Origin of the sequence: Leuconostoc mesenteroides subsp. mesenteroides ATCC 8293, from assembly GCF_000014445.1 — a bacterium.
GTDB classification, from domain to species: Bacteria; Bacillota; Bacilli; order Lactobacillales; family Lactobacillaceae; genus Leuconostoc; species Leuconostoc mesenteroides.
The window spans coordinates 963,830-981,187 of record NC_008531.1 but is presented as its reverse complement, the minus strand read 5'-3'; the positions used below and the strand labels follow the sequence as shown (position 1 = coordinate 981,187).

Below are 17,358 nucleotides of genomic sequence, written 5' to 3'. Positions count from 1 at the left end.
TTTCCTCAGGGCTAGATGCAATTTTAGTTTTGTCTGTGATGCCGCCTTTGTCGCGCTTTTTTACATTGCTTAGTAGCAGAGCATTGCTCATCAGGGTTTAACGAGGCAACATCAATATGTCCATTAATAATCAAGCTCTGATATGTCGAATCACCGTTTTTGGTTCCAACCACAATGTCATCGTTGTCATATAATGCCCATTGATCAATATCAAATCCTAAAGGCCGTAAGTAGTCAGCAACAAAATTTTGAGCCTCACGTGTGTTACGCGCTGGTGGCGCTGGGGTCTCAAAAGCAACCAACTGCTTTACCAATTCTAATAAATCATCTTGCTGCGACGCAATTTGTTGAGTAACTTTTGTTAAATCCATGCTTTACCTCCACAAAAAAAGCACTTTTGCCAGCGGACAAAAGTGCTCAAAAATTGCTTTAAATATGTATTGCTAACCAGTTACTGTTGCATCACACAATTCACTTTCCTCCGCTGGCATTATCCATCTCAGGTTCAAAGGGTTCTTCTCAGCCAATTGGCGCCCCTAGTTATTTACTATTCAATTATTAACCGAGTATATCTTATTTTGCAACCTCTGTCAAAAGACACGCGTAATTAGTTACATGAACCTTTGTTTATGTTTTACGGTTACGATGGTGTAATGAAGCATGATCTTGGGGACTGGAATAGCCCCTTTCACTATGACTTCAAAAATTGTTTCTTTGCCATAAGCGTTTTATAAATGCCGCCAAAGAATAATCCAACTGTGAACCCAGAAACAATACCATAAAAAATGTTGAAATTCATCTGAGTGTAAAGTACTGGATGGATAGCGAGAATAACGTTTAGAATATATTTTACTAGAAAATTGGTTAGCATAATAACTAAAGGTAAGGTACTACCCTCCTGAATTAATTGGCCATCTTCAACATAAAAAGATCGTCGCATATAAAGTAAGTAACTGAACAAAAATCCTAAAATCAATGCTACTAAGTAAAAACTCAGCAATGTATTTGGAGAAGAAAATTTGTTTACTACTGTATTTAAACCCCAAATAACGAAAATAAAAGGCATTATGATTGATCTTCCAATAGAAGCAGGACTGTCATTTATTAATGACGTACCTCGTTTAATTAGTATAATTAAAACAACCCATACCCAGAACGGTGTGTTGTTAATGATTTCGAAAATAAATTTTAGTATATCAGCCATGATGATACTTCCCTTCTTTACATAAATTTTGGTTAGTATGAAATGACAATTTACACAACAAACAAACCGGATCAACAAAATTTCTACATTAGAAATATCTTTCAACACTCAATATCATACTGAAAAATATAACTGTTGAGATAAGAATTACGACAAGAGGTAAAAATACTTGACGACAGGTCAGTGTGTAAATGTAAGTGGTGACCATTTATATGTAAGGGAAAAAATCATCATCTATCTGGAGGGGAAAGTCAAAGGATTATACAATTGTCTCGTCCTCAAAAATCATTCACAAAATCTTTTTATCGTTCTTTCAAAAGTGAACATCGTATTTAATTCTTAAGCCAGTTATTCATTTTCTAAATGAAAGTGCTTAGCAACACAAAAATATAAATTATGTTAAACTCACATATAGTAAGGTATGTTCAAAAATGAGCCTAATTTGAGGAAATAAAAAATGAAAATATTTGTTATTGGTGCTAATGGTCGTGTTGGTCAAGAGTTAATCAAGCACCTGATTAATCAACATCACGAAATTATAGCTGGATCACGAAACCCCGAAAGGACAATGAAACACAAAAATATCACTGCGATCAATTTTGATTTACATGATGATATTGAAACCTTATCTCAAAAAGTTGAAGACATTGACGCAATTTATTTTGTAGCCGGATCGCGCAATAAAGACTTGTTACAAACAGATGCTTTTGGTGCAGTCAAGTCAATGAATATAGCTGAATCGAATGGTGTTTCTAGATATATCATGCTGAGCTCAGCATATTCACTTGAACCTAATAAATGGCATAATCCAGCAATGGCTGATTTGATGAATTATAATATCGCTAAATTTTTTGCGGATAATTATCTTGTGAAACAAACGAAACTTAATTATACGATTTTACAAGCAACTGCACTCGTAGACATACCAGGAACCAATAAAATTAGCTTGAATGATAAGGCGCTAACGAAGAATTCAATTCAAAATGTTGGCGCAACATTAGCGGACATTTTGAATCACAATTCAACAATAGATCAAGTTATAAAAATGAGTGATGGTGATACACCTATATTTGAAGCTTTAGAAAGCATCTAATAAGTCATGAAGTCTTTGATATAAGTGGATGCCCAACATAAAAATGTAATATGCCCAATACAAAAAAAGCTCATCCATCCGGACGAGCTTTTTTACTTGTATCAATTAATGCCTCAACGGCTAATACAAAGGACGAATTAATAGAAACACCGAGTTATAGATCAGTCAATCTTAATATTAGTACTTGATTGTTCAGTTGCTTGCTTAGGCAATTCAACGCGCAATTCGCCATTTGCGAATTTTGCTGTAATCTTGCTTGAGTCCACCCCTGGCAAATAGTAAGCACGGGACACAGATCCGTAGGTCCGTTCACTCTGCAAAATATTACCGTCATGATCAGTGTGATCCTTGAATTCATCACGTTTAGCACTAATCAAAAGTTGGTCATTCTTGTAATCAATGTTGATGTCGTCTTTGTTTACCCCAGCTAATTCTGCAGTAACGGTGAAACGATCATCTTTCTCAATCACATCAGTCTTGATCGACTTTGGTAGTAAACGTTGATCGGACCAAGGATGCATAGCCTGATTCATAAAATCAAAAATATCATCAGAACTAAAACGTTGCATTAAATTGTTTGACATATTTACACCTCCATCAAATTTTTTATGTCTACAACTATGTTATAGTATCGTCTATAAATTTTGTCAAATGATACATACTAGTTAGCATTATAGATTGGATTGGTGGTGGCAAGGTATAAACAAAATGCATTTAAACATCAAAAAGTATCTTGTTAGAAACTGTACTTATTGTCATTACTGTCTTTAATATATTTTGAAGTTAGTCCCTCTGATTCCAAATACTCACGGAATGGGACGAGTTCCTGCGCTTCGTATTTTTCTTTATAAGCATTAACAGTTTCTGCACTATACAAACTTTTATCTAACTTCAATGTTTCAACAGGGATTGGACGATCCTTAGTGATTTTTGCATCAATCACCACGACACGGCCTTTACCATAATAGCTAAGCGCTTCCTGAACGACGCGATCAATATCTTCAATGCGACTTACTGTCAATCCAATCGCCCCTTGGGCTTCGGCTATTTTGGCATAATCAACATCTGTAAAGTCAACGCCGAAGTTGTAGGTGTTAGTATCTTCGTACTTATTTTTGATGAAGCCATATTCCGTATTGGTAAAGACAACATTGATGACTGGTAAGTTGTAGCGAACATTTGTCACAACATCTGGATACGTCATTGAAAAGGCACCATCACCTATCAAATTCCAAACTTGACGATCTGGATAAGTGTTCTTGGCACCAATACCTCCCGGTAGACCAATACCCATTGACGCAAACAATGGTGACGTGCGCCACATATTTTTAGGTGTCATGTGCAAATGACGAACTGATAGCTGTGTTACGTTACCAACATCAATTGAGAAAATAGCGTTATCTGCTGCATGCTCATTAATTGCATTATAAACTTGGTAAGCTTGTAGGTCGCCCTCGGTCTTTTTTTCAAGTTTGGTCATATAATCGCGCCAGTTCTGTATATTTTTAATGTTAGCCTGCCACCAAGGTGATTCTGAAACCGAGGAAACCTTGGCAAGTATTTCATCAATTGCTTCACCAGCATCACCGAGGATGGCAACATCATTTTGATGGCGTTTACCTAGCATTGCAGGATTGTTATCAATTTGGATAAACTTGTCAACGTTACGGAATGTCCCTTCAACTTCTGAAAATGGGAAGTTTGTTCCAACAAATAAGACAGTGTCAGCTTCGAGAACAGCTTCGTTGGCTGGCTTCCACCCTACTCGGAAATTTGAACCAGCAAAGGCCTCAAAGTCCCAGTCAAAAGTTTCAAAGTTTTTACCGGTCGTGATAATGGGCGCCTTTATTTTGCGAGATAATGCTTGTACAGCTGAGCCATGACCCATGGTACCCACACCAGCATAAATAACTGGTTGTTTTGCTTGGTTTAATAGTTCAACAGCAGCATCAATATCAGCATTATCGACAGGTGCTGATTTGTATTCTTTATACTTTGGGCCTGATGAATACAGTGGTGTTGAATAAATCGAATTGGCATCAATTTGTGAAAATCCAAAATCTGCAGGTATTTCAAGAACAGCCACACCACGCTTGGCAATCGCCGTACGGATTGCATCATCAACCAAATGAGGCAATTGTTCGGCAGTAGCTACGCGACGATTGTAAACAGCGATACTTTCATACATTGGATTTTGATTTAATTCTTGGAAGGAATCCATGTTTAATTCACGAACTGGCTTTGACCCCAAAATTGCTAATACAGGCGTATTATCCATAGCTGCATCATATAAGCCATTAATCAAATGAGTAGCCCCTGGACCACCTGATCCAACAGCGACGCCTAATTTTCCACCGAATTTCCATTGCATCACGGCGGCCATTGCAGCAACTTCTTCATGTTTAACTTGCAAAAACTTAATATTATTTTCAGGATGTCCCATAGCATCCATCAACCCGCTTAATGTTCCGGAAGGAATACCATATATAGTATGAACACCCCATCCTTCCATGACCTTCAAAGCTGCTAACCCAGCTGATATTTTTTTATCTGACATTCTAACCTGGCCTCCTAAAAACAAAAACGTTGTAAGCGCTTTCATTATGATAACTAAATTGTATATCAACTAGGATAGAATATCAAATTAGTGAAGTAGCTAACAGTAATACTCGGATTTGAAGGAGCAAACATTATTCAATTAATTATTGTAATCACCCTATCTACCGAGGCTGAAGTGTTTATAAGACGAATAGTATAGAGCATACTGAATCTAAAAACAACTTTAGATGATAATTAATTCACGAATAAATTAGTTGGTGTTAACCGTCAGGCCAGTAGCCTGATGAATCATTGTCGCTAACTCTGGTATTTGAGATCGATATTCATCATTTAAACGAGCAATCTGCTGTGAATGAGTCGCATGTCCAATCCGATAATATTCAAAGAACACATTAACTTTTTTAGCATATCGCTGATTAACCAATCGTACTTCATAAATAGTATTAGGTTGTTTAGTGAATAAAGAATTAATCTCTGTGATAATATTTTCAATTGGATTCATTTTTTCTTACCACTGTTCTAATGTCTTCAAAGGCTATGAATTGGTGGTCAATATAGACACCTAATTCGGAAAAACCATTTATTAAACCAGTCACATTAGGGATCAGATTTCCTTCGTTATCTTTAATATTTTGTTGAACGGTTACGGCATGATAATTAGCAGAAGCGTGTCGTAAAATATCTTGCGCATCATTTAGTGATATTGCGGGTAATTTCTTAGTTATTGCATTTCGTTGAATGCCCTCTTTGGTTAAAGAAGAAGTGTGGTCGGACAGAAAGTAGCCGTTCCATTTAATTTTTCCTCGTTCTCGGTAATCGTTTTGGAAGTAGCGATTGATTATCGTAGTGAAATCATCATTGTCAGTCATAACTGTTACCTCCGTTGTGTCCGCCAACTAAACTAGCTCGGTTAATGGCTGTTCCACCGACTTCTTTAGACATAGCCCGCATCAAAGCTGTAGTACCAAAACGTTGACGAATTTCGTCGACAACTTGATCAATTTTGTTTGTTTTAAGGATGTGTTCAGGTTGTTCAAAAAGATTAAGCTGTACTCCAGTATCATCAACTAGTCCACCGTAATCAATCCCGATGTGTCTAATAATCTCGCCTCGCCAGTGCTTTCTGAAGAGGTTGATCATAACAGCCATTAATGCATTGGTATCGTTAGTGGGACTAATACGATATTGTTTTCTAAAGCCATGTGATTCTTGTTTCTCACTTTCAGAAAAAGAATAACCAATAAACAAGCTAACTAAGCAAGTTTGCTTTTGGTGGGCACGAATTCTTGTGGCAACTTGATCCGCCATTTCTCGAATCACGATTTCAATCTCAGCTTGTTGGCCGTAATCACGTGGTAAAACTTGAGAATTACTATATGATTTATTTTTGGGCCTGATTGTTTCAGTCAGATCAGATCGGTCAATACCCCAAGACAAAGCTAACAATTGTTCACCCATTAATCCCAGTTTCGAACGAAATAGATATGGATCTTGGTGAGATAAGTCATACATTGAGTGAATACCCATCAAATTTAGCTTACGCGCAGTTCGTGAACCAATACTCCAAACATCAGTTAGTTGTGTGATTGGCCACAATTTATTTGGTACATCTTCATAATGCCAAATGCCAGTTAAATTTTTTGCGTGTTTAGCTTCAATATCAAGCGCCAATTTAGCTAAGACTGGTGAATCACCAATACCAACAGTTAAATAGATGCCTGTTTCGTCCCGAACTTGTTGTTGTATTTTGAAAGCAACTTCTGCTGGTGTTTTGCCAAATAACTGCCAAGAATGTGTCATATCAAGGATAGATTCATCAATAGAATATGGCAATAAGTGCGCATCATCAGTGTATTGTCGATAGATGTTATTAATACGTAGATTTTCTTGAATATAAAGGTTCATTCTCGGATGAGCAATCACTAAGTCCGGACAAACAGGAATATCACGTTGTCGGGTAACGTTAGTGATACCCAGTATTTTCTTGGCCATTGGTGAAGATGCCAAGACTAAACCGCCGTTGGTATTTTCTTGTTCTGACATCACAACAAGTAAGGCTTTCAATGGATTGTAGTTACGTTCCACACACTCAACACTGGCATAAAAGCTTTTAGAATCAATCATAAATATCACACGTCGTTCCTCTTGCGTGTAGTTGTATTCAATTTTCTGCTTGTTTACCATATGCTGTCTCCAAAACAAAAGCTGTATAATTCATTATACGAACAAACGTTCTGTTTGGCAAGAGGATAAATTGTATTTAATTTTTGAATGACGAAACGCACAACTAAAAGCTGTGCGTTTTTTGCATGTGGTGTTTTATTTTTTTAAATAGCTGACGCCAGTATTGTACAATATAGCCAGTTAACGTGGCAATCAAAAAAGTTCCAATACCCAGTGGCCCACCAAATATAATGGCAACTACAAAAAAGAACAAATCTTGAACAGACCTTGTCAGACGATAACTGGCCCATTTCTTTTTGTTGAACAATGGCGCAACCGCATCGTACGGGGAAACACCAAGATTTACACTTGTATATATGCCAATTCCTAATGAAAATAAAAACATACCAATGACAAATAAAAATATGTTTTCAAGATAAGAAAAGCTTCCAAACCAACGCCCAACTATAGGTTCAAACTTCGGTGTAAAATAAGCGATAATGTATCCTGGTAACGACATATTGATTAATGTTCCGATGCCAAACTGTGTTTGATCGAAAAACAAAATGCCAAGGAACAATAGCGCATTAAATGCAAGCTGATAGTTCCCTAAATTCCAATGGAAGGTATCTGATATACCAACATCTGCTGCTGTTGCTGGATCAATGCCCGTGTTCGCCAAACGGAATAAAATAATCCCAAAGGCAATGATAATGGTGCCAACAATAGACAAACAAAGACGAAAAGAATACGATCTTAATTTTTTATTGAACAAATTCTTTTCCTCAACTTATTATTTATAAGTAAAGTTTAAATGGATGATAGTGAATTGTCAATTAATGATTCGAGTTCTGTATTGAGCGTATCTGTAATTTTTTCAGCACAACCCCTGTTCCACTATTCTTTAAAAGAAGTTGAGTATAACGCGAAAAGTTAGGATTTTGAGATTAAATCGTTATTTGATATATAGGGTTTCCAATTCGGTATTTAATCAATCAGAACTTTATCTTTGCAATGACACGATAAGGCTTGATCATTATTAAGCCTCATGATTTTAACTCCAGTTGTATTTTCATACGAAGTTAGTTTTTTATCAATATCAGCATCACGCGTTAACATTTCTTTGAAGTGCGGGAAAATTGTAGTACTTGTTAAGTTCAAACCTGTTAAATCTGTATCATTAAATTGGTTGTCCTCTGGATAAAGATATTGCAAATATTCGATGGAAGGTCCCATTACAATCGATCCAGCACTTAGCCCAAAAATTGGAACCCCAGTCCTACTAATGTCTTTTAAAATGTGGTCAGCACCACTTTTTTTCAAGAAATGTAGTAGATAAAATGGATAACCACCATTCAAAAATATCAAGTCATAGCCATATAGTTTCTTTGCACTTTCAAACTCCACATCAAGAAAATCAACCTGATCTAGTCTAAATTCTAATAAATCATTTCTGATTTGTTGCATTTGTGGATGCTTCTCTTTTTCTTCTGGTCTAGAAGTAGATATAATACATGTTTTACTAGAATGTTCTATATTAAGCAATCCTAGTGCAGCACGTTTGATTTTATCTGTTGAGAACCCGTAAGCAGTCAATAGTAGTTTATTAATTGCGGTTTTACGCTTTCTAACCCATGATTATGTCATAAAAATAATATTAAGTGTAATTATAGCACCATTTCAGACGCTAAGAGGCCATCGAATGGGAGAAAGTATTCATTGTAACAACAAAAATGTAATTGTTCGTAAAATAAAAAATCCTGATAATCAGGATAGGCCATTTAAGTAACTCTTATGATTTTGAATCTAAACAGTTGTTATAAATTATTTTCATGTAAGTTATAGCGATAAACTTCTTTGTTTATCCATTTATCGGATTCAAACGTAAAATTTTTTCGAACAATTTCAAAATAACCCCCAACTTCTTCAAAAATAACGGTCTGTTAACTCTCTTCCCATCTATTGCCAATATGTCTCGTCGCCATAGTCCAGATGGGTTGAATCCTCTTGCCATTTTTGCATATCATGTTGAATATTAGAAATTTCTTCTTGTTCACGTTTAAAAGCATTTTGACCGGCAATAAAATGCAAAGGCGGATTGTCAGAGGCAGCGATTTTAATAAATGCCTTTGCAGCTAGTTCAGGAGAGCCAGTTTGTTCGCCTGATCTGGCATGTGAAGCTTCCTCAGATGTTCTTGCTGGCGTATTTTCATAATCGTTAATTGAATGTTTGGCAGAAAATTGTGATCTGCCTGCCCAATCAGTTCTAAAGGGACCAGGCTCGACATTTGTTACCTTAATACCAAAAGGTTCAACTTCTAATGATAGTGCCTTACCTAATCCCTCTAAGGCGTGCTTGGTTGCATTGTAATAACCATAGGTGGGTAACGCTAGTAAACCACCTATTGATGTGACATTGATAATTAATCCTGATCTGTTTTTTCTCATAGCTGGTAACACTGCACGAATCATCGCACTAGCTCCCCAAAAATTTGCTTCAAACATTTGGCGGACTGCAGTTTCATCTGATTCTTCGATCGAACCTGAGTATCCGTAGCCAGCGTTATTAACCAGAACATCAATTTTTCCAAACTTATTGAGCGTTGACTGGACAGCATTGTTGACTTGTTCTTGGTTTGTGACATCCAATTGTACTTTAAGTAGCAAATCATCCTCATTCGTTTCTAAATCATTAAATGCTGATAAATTTCTTGCGGTAGCTACGACTGGAATCTTTTTTGCAATTAATTCTTCAATTAATTTACGTCCAAATCCAGTTGATCCACCCGTTACAAGCCAAATTTTTTCTTCATTCCTTGACATTTAGTTTCCTCCTATATGATAAGCATCCGCGTCGGAACTCCGTCTGAAATCATATGATAACAAACAATTAGCGTTCATTTGTTTCATTTTACCACTTTATTTTAATTGAGCACGGTTAAGGACTCAAAACCCCGCGGTGTTGATATTCACGAAATAATTCTTGCGACAATCCCCTATTCTTAGTCTTAAAGTTTAAAAATCATGGTTAATAGGTCATAAGTGATAAAATATGACTAAATTACTTTTCAGATCCTTGTAGTAAAAGATTTATTCAAATGGCTCAAAGAAACGGAGATATAAGTTATGAAAATTGTACTTTTAGATGGTTATAATCTCAATCAAGATTTAAATTGGGAAACGTTAAAAAATTTGGGCGACTTTGAGTTTTATAGCCGTACATCAGTAGATAATGACACTGAAATTTTGCAGAGAATCGATGATGCGGAAGTTGTGATAACACATAAGACCCCACTAGATGATAGTGTAATCAGTCGTGCTTCACAGTTAAAATATATTGGCATTATGGGAACAGGTTATGACGTTGTCGATATTGATAGTGCAAACAACCACAACATTATTGTGACGAATGTGCCTACTTATGCTACGGATGCTGTCGCGCAATTTACCTTTTCATTATTACTAGAAATAACTGGTCAGGTTGGATTACATAACCAATTGGTCCATGATGGGAAATGGTCTAGTGTCGATGATTTTACATTTTGGGATAAACCGCTATTTGAATTGAAAGGTAAAACATTAGGGCTCATTGGTTATGGTCGAATTGCTCAAAAAGTGGCAGAATTAGCCAATGCTTTTTCAATGAAAGTTATTTTTTATAATCATCGACCTAGTGTTGCAACCCAAAAATGGGTCAACCAAGTTTCTTTAGATGAGCTTTTCCAAAAAGCGGATATTATTAGTCTTCATGTTGTTCAAACACCAGAAACGATTAATTTAATTAACAAGACTACTATCTCAAAAATGAAAGATGGTGTGATTTTAATCAATACAGCCCGTGGAAAACTTATTAGTGAAAATGACATAGCCGAGGCACTAAATAATGAAAAAGTTTATGCCTTAGCTACAGATGTTGTCCAAAAAGAGCCAATTGAAAAAGACAATCCTTTATTAAAAGCTAAAAATTGCTTTATTACACCTCACATCGCTTGGGCACCATTAGAGACTCGTGAAAGATTATTACGCATAACCGTAGATAATTTAAATGCATATTTATCAGGAGAAGCCAAAAACGTTATTGGTTAAATGTGCTAAAAAAAACAGTTGGAACTAACTTCTGGTTATTCACAGCCAGATCTTTAAAGTAGTAAGCCATAGCAATAATGCTCCGGATCGATTAATCCACATTAAAGAGTTCATGCTAATCCCTCTGCTAACAAAATGAGAAATTAACATATTCGAAAAATCCACTATAAAACTTAATATGCCATAACATAGTGCTAGATATACCATATCAACTTGAGTATGACCAAATTGCGGGAAAAAAGTTGTATAAAATAATAGTGCCTTAGGATTACTGATAGCAATGAGCACACCTCGTATGAATGTTGGTTTTCTGCTATCTTGATTAATCTGCTTACGAGTCCACATTTGGATGGCTAAGTACGTTAAATAGCCAGAACCAATTATTTTTAACACGACCAATGAGTAGGATGAAATTTTGAGTAAGCTACTTATAAATATTAAAGAGATGCCCATACCACAAAAATATCCTGCAGTGAGTCCTATAATCAATGGCATCATTGTTTTAATCTCATTAGTCATACTGTTTGTTGTTACATATATTACAGAAGGACCTGGGGAAATTATAATAACGGTACTAGCTAATATAAAGGTTATCCAATCATTTACTGTCATTCGTATTGATTGCCTCCCGTTCGCAGTCGCTAAACGGTTTGTTTAGCAAGTGCATTCACTAGTCTTTCCCTACATCTACCCAGTCTAGGGGATGAGCATAGTTTTCAAGCTCATCTATTGATAATTCGATTGTACTATTTGTACTACCGCCTGCAGCAAAAACAGTTTCAAATCTCTTTAGAGATACGTCTAAGTATACTTTTACGTCTGATTTGATTGCAAATGGTGTTACCGCACCAGGGATGTGTCCAATTCTGTCCGCAACCTGATCAAAAGGAATCATTTTTGGTCGTGAATTGTACGTTGATTTGAATTTTCTATTATCTACTTTTTTGTCACCTGCAAGAACAATCAAAATTGGATTTTCTGCCACGATGAAGGTCATGGATTTGGCAATTTGTTTTATCTCACACTTCAACAACTCGGCAGCGTGTTCAACCGTATCACCAATGTTCTCGTGTTCTACGATTCGGTTCTCTAAATGATATTTTTTGAAAAATTGACGAACGTTTTCAACAGACATTTTTTGTACTCCTTGAATAATTGATATCTTTAGTATATACTGCCTGGTCGGTATGTAAAGCAACAAATTATTACATATATTTTTCAATATTCACGTGTTAAAATATCTTAATTAAAACAGGAATTTCAAGTCCTTTTATCTCGCATTCTGGCTAATATATAGTAAACATCATTTATCTTGAAACAGTTTGTTTTCAACTGTACGCATATGGCCGTAATAGTTATCTATCTTATTAGTGAGATAACTACGAGCAGTCACTAAATTATTAATTTTTTCGGTCATCTCATTAGCTGCTTCTACTAACATGGCTTTGCGGGCAGGTATTGTAGCATCATTGTCTTCATATATTAAATCGATGTACTGCTTCAATGCCTCAATACTCATACCAGCGTTTCTCATGATTTTTACAAATTTTAACTGATTTAAACTACGATCATTAAAATTTCTAATACCATTTTCTTGTCTAGGTACCGGACCAATAATACCGAATTGTATCTGCTGATAGTTTAGTTATTTCAGCAACTTTTTTGATATTCATTAGCAACACCTCCAGCTCAGTTAGTTAAATGTAACATCATAACTAATTTCACGGTTAGCCATCCATTTAATCATGTCCGGATCTGCATGATTAAAAAACTGGCTACTATTCGTATCTAATGTTTCAATTTCTGCTAATTCTTGGTGCGTTAATTTAAAATCAAAAATGTCAAGATTTTGCGCCATTCTTTCCGGCTTAACAGATTTAGCAACTACTATGATATTTCGTTGTGTTAGCCAACGAAGTACAATTTGTGCAATCGATTTATGATGCTTGTCAGCAATTTTCCGCAGTAGAATATTTGAAAACAGATCATTTTTACCTTCTGCAAATGGTGCCCAAGCTTCGACCTGAACACCGTATTGACTAAAGTACGTAATGTCCTTCTTATTTTGCTGAAATGGGTTTACCTCGATTTGGTTTAGCATTGGTTTTATATCTGAAAACTCTGCTAAGTTAGTTAACTGTGCAATATCAAAATTTGAGACCCCGATAGCTTTTAACTGGCCGGATCGATACGCAGATTCCATTGCTCGCCACGCACCAAATACGTCATTATAAGGTTGGTGTATCAAGTATAAATCTAAGTAATCTAAATTTAAACGTTGTAATGAAGATTGGATGGCGGCAGTTGCCTGCTGTGCAGAAACATCTTGAACCCACATCTTTGATGTGACGAATAATTCCTCACGTTTTACTATGCCTTGATTGATTGCTTCCAAAATCGCTTCGCCAACTTCTCGCTCATTACCATAACTGGCCGCTGTATCAATTAATCGATAACCTGTTTTGATGGCATCGAGTACTGCTTGTTTGGCAGCCCCTTTTTCTTGAACTTGAAAAACACCAAATCCCAGTAAGGGCATCTCAATGCCACTAGCTAATGTCTTGTAATCCATGATAATCTCCTTTTTTACTAGTGAATACATTAAGTGTAACCCTTGGAGTGGACTTCAAGTCAATAGTTTTTTCGAATAGAAATTGAAATAGCTGGTAAATAAAAACAACTATGCAGTGATAGTTGTTTTTTTATTTGAATCTGGTATTTCCGATCAGATAGTCACTTAAAATTCAAACGGTTGCGGATGTTTCCTTTGAATTATACGAGTTGTTAGCCTCATCCCAAGCATTAAATAAAGTGTCGTTGTCTTTGTCCATTATATGCGGGTATTGCATCGCTAAATAATCTTTTCGCTTACCTACTTCAAAATATTTTATCGCATTTGGATTTATTTCACCACTACTCATTTTAACGATTACCAAATCGACATCGGCATTGGGGTTCGGCAAACCAATATTCATAGCTATAAAAGAAATTTTTTCTAAATTATCTTGAAATGATTGCCATAGCTCTTTGCTGTCTGGGTTGGTTAAATAATCAGGGAGCCATAAAACATCGTAGTATGTCAGTTCCTCATTGTATTTATTACTAACAATATTATGAATAACCAGATCAATTTGCGCTTTTATAAAAGTATACTCAGTAGTTGAATTTTTAACCATAGCTTGATCCTGCCTTTTATAGTTTAGTTACTAGCTTGATTATATCGATATCAGGTTAAATTAAGTTAAAAAGTTTTTTCAGAAAGAGTCATTCCTTCAATGTGATTTTTTTATAAGGTTTTCATCACAAAAAAATAACAATCACAGGTCAGTTAAGTTGTGATTGCCATTTTTTTAATAATAACTTTATTTATATACTATCGTTTTACAATCATACGACGATACTTATCTAATTCTGTTACGATTAGAACAATCAATCCTGTTAAGATGATGAAAGACCAATCAGAAAGCGATAACGCAGCTGTAGAGAATACACCTTGCATAAATGGTACATACGTAAATAGTAACTGTAAAATAATCATAGCACCGATAGCCACGAATGCCATTGGGTTTGTCCAGAATGTCTTACTTAGCGCTGGAGCCGCTGTTCTGATATTAAACATATAGAAAATTTTACCAAAAATAAGTATGTTAACAGCCATTGTACTGGCTACCGCAAAACCTGTGATATCATCTAAATGTTCAAAAACAACAAGAGCCACTGCTGCAATAATGACACTGACATAAACCATTTGGAAAACATCGTATCGACTCATCAATTTGGCCGTTGTTTTACGCGGTGGGCGTTTCATCAATCCTGGTTCAGCTGGCTCAAATATAAACGCTAATTGCAACGTCAAAGCAGAAACCAAGTTAATCCATAATAATTGCGTTGCAGTTAAAGGCATTGGCTGGCGCAATAATATACTAAAGACAACAATCAACCCCTCAGCAAAACTAGTAGGTAACAAATATAAGATTGTTTTTCTAATATTATCGTATAAACGTCGGCCTTGCTCGATAGCCACTTTAATTGTTGAAAAATCATCGTTAGCTAATACCATATCCGCCGAATCTTTCGCAACATCAGTACCTTTAATCCCCATTGCTACACCAATATCAGCTTTTTTTAATGCTGGCGCATCATTAACACCATCACCAGTCATGGCAGTTACTAATCCATTTGCTTGATAGGCAGATATAATACGTAACTTATCTTGTGGTGTAGTTCGTGCGAAGACATCATAATTTGTAACAACCTTAGCCAACTGATTATCCGTCATTGCTTCAACTTCTGATCCAGTAACAGCTTCAATTTGGTCGGCCAAACCAAGTTGTTGAGCGATTGCTTTGGCCGTATCTGGACTATCGCCGGTAATCATTTTGACGCGAATACCAGCCTCGCGCATGTCGCTAATAGCATCAACAACCTCGGGTCGTGGTGGATCAATAATAGCGGCTAATCCTAAGAATGTCACGCCTTCAGCTGCAAGTGTTTCGTGAAGGACTTCTGATGTATCTGAATCCACATCAACATATCCAACAGCAATTACACGTTTTCCAGATTTGGCAAACTTTGCTGACACCTTTTTCCAATACTCGTAGTCAAAATTTGAATCTTTCCGGGCTAGTGTGAATAATCTGTCTGGCGCACCCTTTATGGCGACAAATCGTTGTTGATGCTTATTTTCAACTAAACGTGCCATATATCGGTAGTCAGAATCAAACGGAATACGATCCAACTCTTTTAATTTAGGTACTTTTTGTCCAAAGGCCTTGTAATAGGCCGACAGAAAGGCAGCATCAGTCGGTTCGCCGTTGATGGTCCAGATACCTGCTTCTTCGGTCAAAAAAGTATCATTTGCTTGATGTCCCATTGTTAAAAACATTTCAAGGTTTTTGTCTTGTGTTGCATCGACAAGCTTATTCCCTATAAAAATGCCACCATCGGGTGCATATCCAGTCCCAGTGACTGTATAATGATTTTCACCAACGATAATATCTTGAATGGTCATTTCATTTTTTGTTAATGTCCCTGTTTTGTCAGACGCAATAATGTCTATTGCACCTAGGGTTTCAGCAGCAGGTAATGTTTTCACAATTGCGTTCTTTTTGGTTAACTTTTGAACACCGGTTGCTAATATAATTGACGTAGCTGCTGGTAATCCTTCCGGCATTGCACCGACAATCATTGCAATAATAGCCATAATCAAGGTGGATATGTCATATATTTTGAAAAACCAACCCAAGGCAAACATGACTATAGCCACAACGATAATTAACCAAGAAATACCATGGCCTAAACTATCTAATTCTCGTGTTAGTGGTGATTTTTTATCTGAAACATCGGCAACACTTTGAGAAATTTGGCCAATCTGTGAATGAACACCAGTGTTTACCACGATTCCGGTGGCACTACCGTTAGTCACAGCTGTTGATGCATAAGCCATGTTACTACGCTCGGCTAGGGGCACACGCTCGGATAAAATAGCTTCATTTTTGAGGACAGAATCAGCTTCTCCTGTTAGAGACGACTCTTGAATACGTAAGTTATCAGCATCTATAATTCGTAAATCAGCAGGGACATTATCCCCGGCCTCTAGGTAGACTAAATCACCAGGTACTAATTCTCGAGCTGGAACATCAAATCGTTCACCATCTCGAATAACAGTGGCTTCAACAGACAACATATTTTTTATTTTATCTAGCGCATTACTGGCATTCACTTCTTGTAAATAGCCAATTAACGCGTTAATTAATACAACTAATGCAATAACAACTGAATCTGCATAATGTTGCATAAAAAGCGTTAACAGCGCAGCTACCACTAAAATATAGACAATAACATTATTAAATTGCCGCAAAAAAATCAACCACTTCGGGATAACTTTTGGATTAACCTCATTATAGCCGTTTTTTTGTAAGCGATTATTTACTTGTTCGTCTGATAGTCCGCTAGGATAATCTGCATGTAAATCATTAACTATCTTAGACCATTCCTGATGGTGAAACTTTGCTGAGGACGATAACGGAACGTCGTCATCTACCTCTTTCGACTTTGTGCTCATATTTTGATACACTCCTTTAAGAGAAAATATTCTTTGCGTCTTGCTGTTTAAGGTTGGCCGCTAGACTGTAAATAATCTAGTAAGTCAGTTTCCCACGCACATGCGCCGCTACTCCCGCAAGGTTGTTAAATATGAAAACACATTAATTCATAATACAATTGTATCATGCTATTTTTTTACTGTCTAATA

General features: G+C 36.3%; 18 protein-coding genes and 1 riboswitch. Of the genes, 2 read left to right on the top strand and 16 right to left on the bottom strand.

Annotated elements, in window-relative coordinates; translation table 11 throughout:
• Positions 1 to 23: 23 nt before the first annotated feature.
• A complete protein-coding gene (locus LEUM_RS04790; protein WP_011679737.1) occupies positions 24 to 371 on the bottom strand; it encodes a zinc-binding metallopeptidase family protein in 348 nt (115 codons plus the stop codon).
• Between the two features lie 88 nt (positions 372 to 459).
• Positions 460 to 548: riboswitch (TPP riboswitch) on the bottom strand.
• A 143-nt stretch (positions 549 to 691) separates the two neighbouring features.
• Positions 692 to 1,204 carry a DUF6622 family protein gene (locus tag LEUM_RS04785; protein WP_011679736.1) on the bottom strand — a complete coding sequence of 171 codons (513 nt, stop codon included), beginning with the start codon at positions 1,202 to 1,204 and terminating at the stop codon, positions 692 to 694.
• A gap of 457 nt (positions 1,205 to 1,661) precedes the next feature.
• On the opposite strand from LEUM_RS04785, the gene LEUM_RS04780 reads away from it, so the two are divergent.
• Entirely contained in the window at positions 1,662 to 2,297 is a 636-nt protein-coding gene (locus tag LEUM_RS04780) for an SDR family oxidoreductase (protein ID WP_011679735.1), read from the top strand.
• 161 nt (positions 2,298 to 2,458) lie between these two features.
• Here LEUM_RS04780 and LEUM_RS04775 read toward each other — a convergent pair whose 3' ends face one another.
• The 8 genes from LEUM_RS04775 to LEUM_RS04740 form a co-directional block, all read right to left on the bottom strand.
• Positions 2,459 to 2,881 (bottom strand): Hsp20/alpha crystallin family protein, encoded by a 423-nt coding sequence (locus tag LEUM_RS04775; RefSeq protein WP_010285809.1) that lies wholly within the window; start codon positions 2,879 to 2,881, stop codon positions 2,459 to 2,461.
• A 152-nt stretch (positions 2,882 to 3,033) separates the two neighbouring features.
• Positions 3,034 to 4,854 carry a pyruvate oxidase gene (spxB, locus tag LEUM_RS04770; RefSeq protein ID WP_011679734.1) on the bottom strand — a complete coding sequence of 607 codons (1,821 nt, stop codon included), beginning with the start codon at positions 4,852 to 4,854 and terminating at the stop codon, positions 3,034 to 3,036.
• A 252-nt stretch (positions 4,855 to 5,106) separates the two neighbouring features.
• Positions 5,107 to 5,358 (bottom strand): hypothetical protein, encoded by a 252-nt coding sequence (locus LEUM_RS04765; protein WP_011679733.1) that lies wholly within the window; start codon positions 5,356 to 5,358, stop codon positions 5,107 to 5,109.
• Complete coding sequence (locus LEUM_RS04760; RefSeq protein ID WP_011679732.1) at positions 5,345 to 5,725, bottom strand: hypothetical protein; 381 nt, start codon at positions 5,723 to 5,725, stop codon at positions 5,345 to 5,347. Before LEUM_RS04760 ends, LEUM_RS04765 begins: the two co-directional genes overlap by 14 nt.
• Complete coding sequence (locus tag LEUM_RS04755; RefSeq protein WP_011679731.1) at positions 5,718 to 7,040, bottom strand: Y-family DNA polymerase; 1,323 nt, start codon at positions 7,038 to 7,040, stop codon at positions 5,718 to 5,720. Before LEUM_RS04755 ends, LEUM_RS04760 begins: the two co-directional genes overlap by 8 nt.
• Before the next feature lie 103 nt (positions 7,041 to 7,143).
• On the bottom strand, positions 7,144 to 7,794 hold the full coding sequence (locus tag LEUM_RS04750; protein ID WP_011679730.1) for a YczE/YyaS/YitT family protein: 651 nt from the start codon (positions 7,792 to 7,794) through the stop codon (positions 7,144 to 7,146).
• Between the two features lie 212 nt (positions 7,795 to 8,006).
• Positions 8,007 to 8,486: a Type 1 glutamine amidotransferase-like domain-containing protein gene (locus LEUM_RS04745; RefSeq protein WP_011679729.1), complete on the bottom strand. Its 480-nt coding sequence runs from the start codon at positions 8,484 to 8,486 to the stop codon at positions 8,007 to 8,009.
• 492 nt (positions 8,487 to 8,978) lie between these two features.
• Positions 8,979 to 9,842, bottom strand: coding sequence for an oxidoreductase (locus LEUM_RS04740; protein ID WP_011679728.1), 864 nt, complete (start codon positions 9,840 to 9,842; stop codon positions 8,979 to 8,981).
• Positions 9,843 to 10,145: 303 nt separating this feature from the next.
• On the opposite strand from LEUM_RS04740, the gene LEUM_RS04735 reads away from it, so the two are divergent.
• Positions 10,146 to 11,105, top strand: a complete 960-nt coding sequence (locus LEUM_RS04735) for a D-2-hydroxyacid dehydrogenase (RefSeq protein ID WP_011679727.1) — start codon at positions 10,146 to 10,148, stop codon at positions 11,103 to 11,105.
• A 39-nt stretch (positions 11,106 to 11,144) separates the two neighbouring features.
• On the opposite strand, the gene LEUM_RS04730 is transcribed toward LEUM_RS04735, so the two are convergent.
• The 6 genes from LEUM_RS04730 to LEUM_RS04705 all read right to left on the bottom strand — a co-directional run bounded on the left by LEUM_RS04730 (position 11,145) and on the right by LEUM_RS04705 (position 17,169).
• The gene (locus tag LEUM_RS04730; protein WP_011679726.1) at positions 11,145 to 11,717 is read right to left on the bottom strand and encodes a LysE family translocator; all 573 of its coding nucleotides are present in this window, start codon (positions 11,715 to 11,717) and stop codon (positions 11,145 to 11,147) included.
• Positions 11,718 to 11,775: 58 nt separating this feature from the next.
• A complete protein-coding gene (locus tag LEUM_RS04725) occupies positions 11,776 to 12,240 on the bottom strand; it encodes a YbaK/EbsC family protein (RefSeq protein WP_011679725.1) in 465 nt (154 codons plus the stop codon).
• Between the two features lie 168 nt (positions 12,241 to 12,408).
• Positions 12,409 to 12,639, bottom strand: coding sequence for a MerR family transcriptional regulator (locus tag LEUM_RS10845; RefSeq protein WP_242824529.1), 231 nt, complete (start codon positions 12,637 to 12,639; stop codon positions 12,409 to 12,411).
• 159 nt (positions 12,640 to 12,798) lie between these two features.
• Positions 12,799 to 13,677, bottom strand: a complete 879-nt coding sequence (locus LEUM_RS04715) for an aldo/keto reductase (protein ID WP_011679724.1) — start codon at positions 13,675 to 13,677, stop codon at positions 12,799 to 12,801.
• Positions 13,678 to 13,849: 172 nt separating this feature from the next.
• Positions 13,850 to 14,281, bottom strand: coding sequence for a hypothetical protein (locus LEUM_RS04710; RefSeq protein WP_011679723.1), 432 nt, complete (start codon positions 14,279 to 14,281; stop codon positions 13,850 to 13,852).
• Positions 14,282 to 14,478: 197 nt separating this feature from the next.
• A complete protein-coding gene (locus LEUM_RS04705; RefSeq protein WP_011679722.1) occupies positions 14,479 to 17,169 on the bottom strand; it encodes an HAD-IC family P-type ATPase in 2,691 nt (896 codons plus the stop codon).
• Positions 17,170 to 17,358 lie beyond the last annotated feature (189 nt).